The 7,254-nt window shown below is 69.4% G+C and carries 7 protein-coding genes; 6 read left to right on the top strand and 1 reads right to left on the bottom strand.

Going from position 1 to position 7,254, the window contains the following annotated elements; genetic code table 11:
• The first annotated feature begins 154 nt into the window (after window positions 1–154).
• Together AC3RX0_RS00860 and AC3RX0_RS00855 are read left to right on the top strand one after the other, a co-directional pair.
• Entirely contained in the window at window positions 155–469 is a 315-nt protein-coding gene (locus AC3RX0_RS00860; RefSeq protein ID WP_498165824.1) for a hypothetical protein, read from the top strand.
• Between the two features lie 3 nt (window positions 470–472).
• Window positions 473–847 carry a hypothetical protein gene (locus AC3RX0_RS00855; protein ID WP_491504053.1) on the top strand — a complete coding sequence of 125 codons (375 nt, stop codon included), beginning with the start codon at window positions 473–475 and terminating at the stop codon, window positions 845–847.
• Window positions 848–1,282: 435 nt separating this feature from the next.
• Here AC3RX0_RS00855 and guaB read toward each other — a convergent pair whose 3' ends face one another.
• The gene (guaB, locus tag AC3RX0_RS00850; RefSeq protein ID WP_491504052.1) at window positions 1,283–2,785 is read right to left on the bottom strand and encodes an IMP dehydrogenase; all 1,503 of its coding nucleotides are present in this window, start codon (window positions 2,783–2,785) and stop codon (window positions 1,283–1,285) included.
• Between the two features lie 227 nt (window positions 2,786–3,012).
• Here guaB and AC3RX0_RS00845 point away from each other — a divergent pair, with 227 nt between their 5' ends.
• The 4 genes from AC3RX0_RS00845 to AC3RX0_RS00830 all read left to right on the top strand — a co-directional run bounded on the left by AC3RX0_RS00845 (window position 3,013) and on the right by AC3RX0_RS00830 (window position 7,174).
• Window positions 3,013–4,425 carry an ABC transporter permease subunit gene (locus AC3RX0_RS00845; protein ID WP_491504051.1) on the top strand — a complete coding sequence of 471 codons (1,413 nt, stop codon included), beginning with the start codon at window positions 3,013–3,015 and terminating at the stop codon, window positions 4,423–4,425.
• 1 nt (window position 4,426) lies between these two features.
• Window positions 4,427–5,407, top strand: coding sequence for a branched-chain amino acid ABC transporter permease (locus tag AC3RX0_RS00840; protein WP_491504050.1), 981 nt, complete (start codon window positions 4,427–4,429; stop codon window positions 5,405–5,407).
• Between the two features lie 64 nt (window positions 5,408–5,471).
• The gene (locus AC3RX0_RS00835) at window positions 5,472–6,437 is read left to right on the top strand and encodes an ABC transporter ATP-binding protein (protein WP_491505342.1); all 966 of its coding nucleotides are present in this window, start codon (window positions 5,472–5,474) and stop codon (window positions 6,435–6,437) included.
• On the top strand, window positions 6,434–7,174 hold the full coding sequence (locus AC3RX0_RS00830; protein WP_491504049.1) for an ABC transporter ATP-binding protein: 741 nt from the start codon (window positions 6,434–6,436) through the stop codon (window positions 7,172–7,174). The genes AC3RX0_RS00835 and AC3RX0_RS00830 overlap by 4 nt, the downstream gene beginning before the upstream one ends.
• Window positions 7,175–7,254 lie beyond the last annotated feature (80 nt).

Genomic DNA, 7,254 nt, shown 5'->3' with positions numbered 1-7,254 from the left:
GCTGGCCGAGAACCCGGCGAATGAGGCGCCCGGGTCGACGGCGAGCCACTCGGACTCGGCCTGCGCGACCGCGGCGGCCAGGTCACTCGACGAGAGGCCTGCTCCGGTCGCCGCCGTCGCGGGAGCGGATGCCGCCTGCAGCAGGTGGGTGCCGGTGTCGGTGCCGGTCGCGTCCGACGGCGCGGGGCTGGAGGTGTCCGACGGCGCCGGACTCGGCGACTCGCTCGGTGCCGGGCTGGAAGATTCCGTCGGCGTCGGGGACGGGGACGCCGTGGGCGTCGGAGTCGGTGTCGGAGTGGGCGTCGACGTGGGCGTCGGAGTCGGCGTCGACGTGGGCGGCGTCGAGGTCTTGCCCGAGCTGCAGGTGACCGAGTTGCCGTCCGCCGAGCGGACGCAGACCATCTGCGAGCCGGTGCTCGTCGCGGTCGGCGTCGGCGTCGGGGACGCCGTCGGCGTCGTGGTCGGATGAGCAGTGGTCGGCGTCGGCGACGTCGTGGGAGCGGGCGAGCCGGTCGCGACGTGCACTGTGATCCGGCGGGCGCCCGCCGTCGGCGGGACCACGATGCGGATCGTCTTGCGCGTCACCGGCTTCTGCGCGCCGGTCGAAGGACGGACGGTCACGCCCGTGCTGCCCGCACCGGCCGGTGCGGTCGCCGACGGCGAGGGGCTCGCCGCAGACCGCGGAGCGGCGGCGGCGGCCGGCGCCGAAGCCGCCGGCGCCGAGGCGACCGGCACGGCGAAGGCGGCCGCGGATCCGCTCATCGGCGCGATGGCCACGGCCAGCGACACGAGGAACGTCAGCAGGGGGCGGGCCGATCGACGGGAAGACGCAGCAGCGCGCTCGTGAGCGCGGAGCGGCACATCGCCGATCGCAGCCATTGCAGCAGCTTCCCCGAAGCGACCGAAAGGATCGCGAGCCTGGACGCTGCGCGGAAGTCATGAACCGAAACCCAGATCGGCCAACGGGCGCGGTGTCCGTGCGAAAACGTATACCCGCCGTCGCACGGCCGTCAAGAAAGCTTCTCGCTCGCCGAAAGCGTCGCCTTCACCGGCGTCGCGACGGCATCCACGGCTGCTTGCCGTCCGAGAACCTCATATGCGCCTCAACGCATATGCCGCTTGCGCGCAACCGGCTCTGTCGTCAGAAACGCCCGAAGACCAGCCGTTTCCGGACAGACCCTGCGACACGCCATCGGGCATAGACGACGACCGAGCCCCTGCGTGCGCGGCAGACGCAGCCGGTCTCGGTCGTCATTCGGGGGGATGCCCCGACCCGGGAGCCCTACTTCTTGTAGTTGGGCGCCTCGACCACGATCTGCACGTCGTGGGGGTGCGACTCTTTGAGACCGGCCGCGGTGATCCGCACGAACCTGCCTCGAAGCTTCAGCTCTTCGACGGTGCGCGCACCGACGTAGAACATCGACTGACGCAGGCCGCCGATCAGCTGATAGGCCACGGCCGCCACGGGTCCACGGTAGGCGACCTGACCCTCGATCCCCTCGGGGATCAGTTTGTCGTCACTGGGAACGTCGGCCTGGAAGTAACGGTCCTTCGAATACGAGGTCTTCTTGCCGCGCGTCTGCAGTGCGCCCAGCGACCCCATGCCGCGGTACAGCTTGAACTGCTTGCCGCCCTGGAACACGATCTCGCCCGGTGCCTCGTCGGTGCCGGCGAACAGCGAGCCGATCATGACGGCGTCGGCACCGGCCACAAGGGCCTTCGCGATGTCGCCGGAATACTGCAGTCCGCCGTCCGCGATCACCGGAACACCCGCTTCGCGGGCGACGAGGGATGCCTCGTAGACGGCCGTGACCTGGGGGACCCCGACGCCTGCGACGATGCGCGTGGTGCAGATCGAGCCCGGCCCCACACCGACCTTCACAGCATCCACACCCGCCTCGATGAGCGCCTGCGCGCCCTCGCGCGTGGCGACGTTGCCGCCGATCACGTCGATGTGCGCGAACGTCGGGTCGGCCTTCAGCCGCTTGACGATGTCGATGACGCCCGCCGACTGCCCGTTCGCCGTGTCGACCACGACGACGTCGACGCCGGCGTCGCGCAGCGCCTCGGCGCGCTCCCACGCATCGCCGAAGAAGCCGATCGCGGCCCCGACGCGCAGGCGGCCCTGCTCGTCCTTCGTGGCCAGCGGATACTTCTCGCTCTTGTCGAAGTCCTTGATCGTGATGAGCCCGGCGAGCTTTCCGTCGGCGTCGAGCAGCGGCAGCTTCTCGACACGGTGCTTGGCGAACGTGCCGATCACCTCTTCGGCGCTGATGCCGACCGGCGCGGTGATCAGCCCTTCGCTGGTCATCACGTCGCGCACCTTCGTGGTCTGCCGCTCGAAGCCCGACACGAACCGCATGTCGCGGTTCGTGATGATCCCGACCAGGTGCCCCTCCTCGTCGACGACCGGCAGGCCCGAGATGCGGTACTGCGCACACAGCGCGTCGACCTGCTCGATCGTGGCGTCGGGCGTTGTCGTGATGGGGTCGGTGATCATGCCCGATTCGCTGCGCTTGACCTGGTCGACCATGCCGGCCTGGTCGGCGATCGACATGTTGCGATGCAGGATGCCGAGCCCGCCCTGGCGCGCGATGGCGATCGCCATGCGGGCCTCGGTCACGGTGTCCATCGCCGCCGAGATCAGGGGCGTGGCCACCGTGATGCGCCGCGTGACCCGCGACGACGTGTCGGCCTCGCTGGGGATCACATCGGTGTGCCCCGGCAGAAGCAGGACGTCGTCGTACGTGAGGCCGACGAAGCCGAACGGGTCGGGCTGTTCCATGGATGCTCCTCTCGCGCCGGGCGCGCTGCAATTGGGATCGCGGCGGTCGACATCGGCGAGCGGAGTTCCGCCGTCTTCCCAGTGTAATCGCGACCGGGCTCGAGGTATTCCAAACCGTGACCGGCTCCAAGTAGGCACCCCCGCGTCCGGCCCGGTACGCTCGGAGCGTCGCACAAGACGGCGCCGCACACCCGAGGGCGCCGCGATGTACTCAATGTGGAGGTCGCGTGAGACACAGAACGAGGGCGCTTCGGCCCGGCATCTGGCGGGCTGCGCTCGTCGGTGCGGCCGCGGCCGGACTCATGCTCATGGTGGCGCCTGCCGCCTCTGCGACCGCTGCCGCGCAACCCGCCGCATCCGTCGCAGCACCGGCTCCGGCATCCGCCGACGGCACCGCCCTCGCCCCGCCCGCCGTCCTGTCCGCGACCCGGTCCGGACCCGTGCACGCCGACGAGAACACCCCGAAGACGGACTTCTTCTTCGCCGGCTTCATCTCGTACAAGGACAAGCCGCTCGCCGGCGTCGTCGTCAAGATCGAGGGCAACGGATTCTCGGCGCAGACCAAGACCGACGCCGAGGGGTCGTGGAAGCTGTACGTGCCGAAGAAGGGCACCTATACGCTCACCGTCGATGAGTCGACGCTGCCCAAGGGCGTGATCGTCAAGGGCGAGTCGGCGTCTCGCGAGGTCAAGTTCGGGTTGACGAACTCGGCATACGTCAACCTGTTCCTCGGGCAGGGCGTGCGCGAGACGCAGTCGTTCGCCTCGCAGCTGCTGACCCGGCTCGTCAACGGCGTGAACTTCGGTCTGCTGCTGTCGCTGGCCTCGATGGGGGCCGCGCTCATCTTCGGCACGACGAAGCTCGCGAACTTCGCACATGCCGAGATGGTGACCTGGGGCGGCCTTGTCGCCCTCGTCGCGTCGACGATGTGGGGACTGCCGATCTGGCTGGCACTGGCGGCGACCGTCGTCGCGGGCGGTGCCCTGGGATTGGGGATGGATGCCGGTCTCTGGCGACCGCTGCGACGCAAGGGCCTGGGCACGGTCCAGCTGATGATCGTCAGCATCGGCCTGTCGCTGGCGCTGCGCTACGCGTTCCAGTACGCCATCGGAGGCGGCACGGCGCAGCTGCCCGGTGCCAGCCCCAAGCCCATCCAGTTCGGCCCGATCTCGCTGTCCTACATCGACATCACGAGCATGGTCGTCAGCCTCGTCGCGACACTGGGTGTCGCGTACTTCCTGACCCGCACCCGGATCGGCAAGGCGACGCGCGCCATCTCCGACAACCCGCAGCTGGCCGCGGCATCCGGAATCAACGTCGATCGCGTGATCCGGATCGTGTGGACCCTCGCGGGCACGCTCGCGGCGGTCTCGGGCGTGCTGTGGGCGTACTACCGCCCCGGCGTGAAATGGGACATGGGCGTGCAGATGCTGCTGCTGATCTTCTCGGCGATGACCCTCGGCGGCCTGAACACCGCGCTGGGCGCGTTCGTCGGATCGCTGATCGTGGGCATCGCCGTGGAGGCGTCGACGCTGTGGATCCCGTCGGACCTGAAGTACGCCAGTGCGATGGTCGTGCTGATCGTGATCCTGCTCGTGCGCCCGCAGGGTCTGCTCGGGCGCAAGGAGAGGCTGGGCTGACATGGACTGGGGACAGATCTTCGGCAACACCGCGAGCTACCTGCTCAGCCCGGTCACGATCGCATACGCGCTCGCGGCCACGGGCCTGGCCGTCCACTTCGGCTATGGCGGACTGCTCAACTTCGGAATGGCGGCCTTCATGGCGCTGGGCGCCTACGGCTATGCGATCTCGGTGCTCAGCTTCGGCGCCCCGTGGTGGCTGGGCATGATCATCGGCCTGGCGTGCGGCGCCCTGTTCGCACTCCTGCTCGGCATACCCACGCTGCGATTGCGTGCCGACTACCTGGCCATCGCGACGATCGCGGCCGCCGAGATCGTCCGGCTGCTGTTCACGACGCAGGTGTTCAACAAGTGGACGGGCTCGGCCGAGGGCCTGGCCAACTACAACGCCGGCTTCAACGGCGCGAACCCGTTCCCGCGGGGCGTGACGTACGGGTTCGGCCCGTGGACGTACACGGCCGCACAGCTGTGGGTCATGGTGTTCGGGCTGGTCGCTCTGGCGGTGTCGATCCTGGTCGTGTGGGCGCTCGTTCGCAGCCCGTGGGGGCGCGTGCTCAAGGGCATCCGCGAAGACGAGGACGCCGTGCGCTCGCTCGGCAAGAACGTCTTCGCCTACAAGATGCAGGCGCTCGTGGTCGGCGGGGTGATCGGCGCGGCCGGCGGCATCGTGTTCGTGCTGCCGTCGGCGGTCGTGCCGGGAAGCTACACGACCTCGCTCACGTTCTTCCTGTGGGTGATCGTGCTCCTCGGCGGCGCCGCCACCGTGTTCGGCCCGACGCTGGGCGCCGTGCTCTTCTGGGTCGTGCTCGCATTCATGAACAACCTGCTGCCCGCGGCCGCCGCCGCGGGCTGGCTGCCGATGTCGTCGGCCCAGGCCAGTGTCATCCAGTTCATCCTGGTCGGCGTCGTCCTGATGCTGCTCGTGATCTTCCGCCCCCAGGGCATCCTCGGCGACAAGAGGGAGATGACCTTTGTCAAGTGACCAGCCCCTCCCCGGCGCAGACCCCCGCGAGCCGGGCGGCGAGCCGCCCGCCGCGACCGGCGGCGTGCACCGGCCCAAGACGACCGGTCTCGCGGCCGGCGATGCGGCGCCGGGCGTGCCCAAGGTCGACCCGATCCTCGTGATCGACGGCGTCAGCCGCCACTTCGGCGGCGTCGCCGCGGTCGATGTCGAGCACCTCGAGATCCCCCGCGGGGCGATCACGGCGCTGATCGGCCCGAACGGGGCCGGCAAGACGACCCTCTTCAACCTGCTCTGCGGGTTCGACCACCCGAACAGCGGGCACTGGACCTACGAAGGCAAGGACATCGCCGGGGTCCCCTCGTTCAAGGTCGCCCGCATGGGCCAGGTGCGCACGTTCCAGCTGACGAAGTCGCTGTCGCTGCTGACCGTGCTCGAGAACCTGAAGCTCGGCGCCCGTCACCAGGTCGGCGAACGGTTCTGGCAGAGCATGTTCCCGTTCCTGTGGCGTGCGCAGGAGCGCGAGATCGAGCAGCGGGCGCGCGAGCTGCTCGTGCGGTTCAAGCTCGACGCGAAGGAGAAGGACTTCGCCGCCTCGCTGTCGGGCGGCCAGCGCAAGCTGCTCGAGATGGCGCGGGCGCTGATGTGCGAGCCGCAGCTGGTCATGCTCGACGAGCCGATGGCCGGCGTCAACCCGGCGCTGACGCAGTCGCTGCTGGGGCACATCCTCGACCTCAAGGATCGCGGCATGACGGTGCTGTTCGTCGAGCACGACATGCACATGGTGCGCCACATCGCCGACTGGGTGGTGGTCATGGCCGAGGGCCGCGTCGTGGCCGAAGGCCCGCCCGAGGTCGTCATGGAGGACCCGGCCGTGATCGACGCGTACCTGGGTTCGCACCAGGACGTCGACCTGGGCGTGGTCACCGGGCGCATCGAGGGCGAGCTCGACACCTCGGCGATCGACCTGCTCGAGGCGATCGAAGAGGAAGTCCAGGAGGAGTCGGGGCCGGATGCCGCGGACTCCGACACGAAGGAGAGTGACGCGTGAGCGAGCAGGGCGTGCCCATCGTCGAGGTCGAGAACGTGCAGGCCGGATACCTGCCGGGCGTGAACATCCTCAACGGCGCGAACCTCGTCGCCCACCAGGGCGAGCTGGTCGGCATCATCGGCCCGAACGGCGCCGGCAAGTCGACGCTGCTGAAGGCGATCTTCGGCATGGTGCACGTGCGCGGCGGCGACATCCGCGTGAAGGGCGAGAGCATCGTCGGCCTGAAGGCCGACAAGCTGGTCGCACGCGGTGTCGCGTTCGTGCCGCAGACCAACAACGTGTTCCCGTCGCTCACGATCGCCGAGAACCTCGAGATGGGCCTGTACCAGAACCCGAGGGTGTACCGCGAGCGGCTCGAGTTCGTGACCGGCATCTTCAGCGAACTCGGCAAGCGGCTCGGCCAGCGCGCGGGGTCGCTGTCGGGCGGTGAGCGCCAGATGGTCGCGATGTGCCGCGCCCTGATGATGGACCCCTCCGTGCTGCTGCTGGACGAGCCCAGCGCCGGCCTGTCGCCGGTGCGCCAGGACGATGCGTTCATCCGCGTCTCGGACATCAACAAGGCCGGGGTCACCACGATCATGGTCGAGCAGAATGCGCGGCGCTGCCTGCAGATCTGCGATCGCGGCTACGTGCTCGACCAGGGCCGCGATGCCTACGAGGGCACTGGCCGCGAGCTGCTGAACGACCCGAAGGTCATCGGCCTCTACCTCGGCACCCTGGGCACCGACGCCGCCTGACCCCGCCCCGAGGCATCCCCTCCCGGCGCCGAGCAAGGGATGTCGCGCAGCACGACGAAGCGCCCCGGGCCGCAGCCCGG

This window comes from Microbacterium sp. W1-4-2, from assembly GCF_058349885.2.
This window is presented reverse-complemented; position numbering and strand designations above follow the sequence as displayed.